The 2,078-nt window shown below is 64.8% G+C and carries 2 protein-coding genes; one reads left to right on the top strand and one right to left on the bottom strand.

The window, feature by feature from the left end; all coding sequences use genetic code 11:
* Window positions 1–165: 165 nt before the first annotated feature.
* Window positions 166–1,128, top strand: coding sequence for a hypothetical protein (locus tag A2I95_RS33450; protein WP_291736762.1), 963 nt, complete (start codon window positions 166–168; stop codon window positions 1,126–1,128).
* Window positions 1,129–1,226: 98 nt separating this feature from the next.
* On the opposite strand, the gene A2I95_RS33455 is transcribed toward A2I95_RS33450, so the two are convergent.
* Window positions 1,227–2,078 (bottom strand): calcium-binding protein (locus A2I95_RS33455; RefSeq protein WP_367153188.1); only part of this gene is annotated, 852 nt, incomplete at its 5' end.

Consider the following 2,078-nt stretch of genomic DNA (forward strand, 5'->3'; position numbering starts at 1 on the left):
CGCCCATACCGGGCTGACCCCGCCCGAACGCCCTGCCTTCTTTGATGCCAGCATCCCGCGCAACAGCGGCAAGGCCCCGGATCTGCAGATCCCGGCAGAGGTCGCACAGACCCTCGCCGCCCTGCGCGAGGCGGCCCGGGCGCCGTGACACCGGGTGCAGACGGGATGGCACCGGGACAGGTTCTTTCCACCCGCCTGTTTCCCAAGGGCCAGGGGGCGGACGCCTGCCGGATCACCGGCCTGGCGGCGCGCTGCGACTGGGTGCTGCTGTCGGACTGGCAGCAGCCGCAGATCCGGCTGGTGAAACAGCGCGCAGGCAGCCCCCGGCATATCTTCCTGTCGCTGCGCGCGCCCTTCCCGGCGCTGCTGCATTTCGCGCAAGCGGTGCTGCCGCAGCTTGCCGCCCCCTTCGTGCTGGTCAGCGGTTCCGAGGACATCACCCTGCCGCGCCAGACCGACCAGCGCTGGCGCAAGTACAACGCCGCAGAGCAGGCCGCCATCCAGGCCATCCTGGACAGCCCGCTGCTGATCCGCTGGTTTGCCGAAAACCTCGATGACGCCAGCCACCCCCGGATGGCGCCGCTGCCCTTGGGGCTGGTGTTTGGTGATGGCGCTGCGGACCAGCCGCTGGACTGGCCCGCAGTGCCGCCGCTGGCCGCGCGCCCGTTGCGGGTGCTGTGCGCGCACCGGACGCGCGAGGGGCCGCAATGGGAGGTCCGCCGCCAGGTCACGGCGCTGGCCCGCGGGCCCTGGCGCAGCTGGACCACGGTGATCGAAGAGGAGATCCCCGAAGCGGACTTCCTGCGCCAGGTCCAGGGCCACGCTTTTGTGCTCTGTGCGCAGGGCGGCGGGCTGGATCCGTCGCCCAAGGCCTGGGCTGCGCTGATCCAGGGCACGGTGCCGCTGATCCATGCGCCCAGCCTTGCGGGCGCTTACGGGCTGCTGCCCGCCATACCGGTGCCGGGCTGGCTGCCGGGCAGTATCACGGGCGCCGGGCTGCAGCGCTGGCACGCCTGGGCCTGCCCGCGGATGGACGGGGCGGCGCGCGCCGCGCTGCGCCAGCGGCTGTCGCTGGACTATTGGTGGCGCCGCATTGCGGCGGCGGCAGAAGAGGCCGGCGCCGCCTGACGCCACTGGCCCGCCCGCCCCGTTTTTTTCCAAAAACACATGCAAAAAGGGCCCCTTCGGGGGCCCTTTTCTCTAGCTCTCTCAAAATCCTGTCTGGATTACAGGATCAGCCAGTCAGCCGGATCTGCGACCTGGAAGTCATTCAGAGATGTAATATCAGTGAAGGTGACGACCTGGCCTGCAGTCACAAACAGCTCTACTTCGTTAGCGCCATTGACCGACATGTTGTCCAGAACATCGTCTGCATCGGTGAAGCCCAAAGCCGACAGATCAACCTTGTGGTCAGCGTTACCCAATTCGAAGCCGGTGATGTCGTCCGCACCGTTGCCGGCAACGAAGACCAAGGTCGCATTCGAGGCGGTATCCAGAGTGAATGCGTCGTTGCCCGCACCGCCATAGAGGGTGTTGGTGCCTTCTGCATCATCCAGAGTCACAATGTCATTACCATTGCCGTTGAAGACAGTGTTGGTGCCGTCACCCAGGATCTCGATGTTGTTCACACCAGTGCCGTCTTCACCGTTGCCGCCAAAGATGGTGAAGTCGCCGTCAGCAGTATCTGCAATATCAACGTCATCGTTTGCATCATCTGCACCCAGATACAGGGTGTAGTTGCCGGTGCCTGCGATACCGATATCATCAGCACCGTCACCACCGCCAAAGACGAAGTTGCCGGTCGAAGCTGCATCAGTATCGAAGGTATCAACGTCTGCGCCGGAACCAGCCCAAACGGTGTTATCACCTTCTGCACCGGTGAAGTTGAAGTCATCAGCAAGCGCACCGCCGAACAGGGTGTTGGCACCGTTACCAGACACGTTGAAGGTGTCGGTACCTGCGCCCAGGCCAACGGTGTTATCGCCGTCGCCAGTGATGTTGACAGTGTCGCCCGCCGCATCAGCAGAACCCGCCCAAACGGTGTTGTCTGCGTCGCTTTGCAGGTTGAAGGTATCAGC

It is taken from the genome of Leisingera sp. F5 (assembly GCF_001593695.1).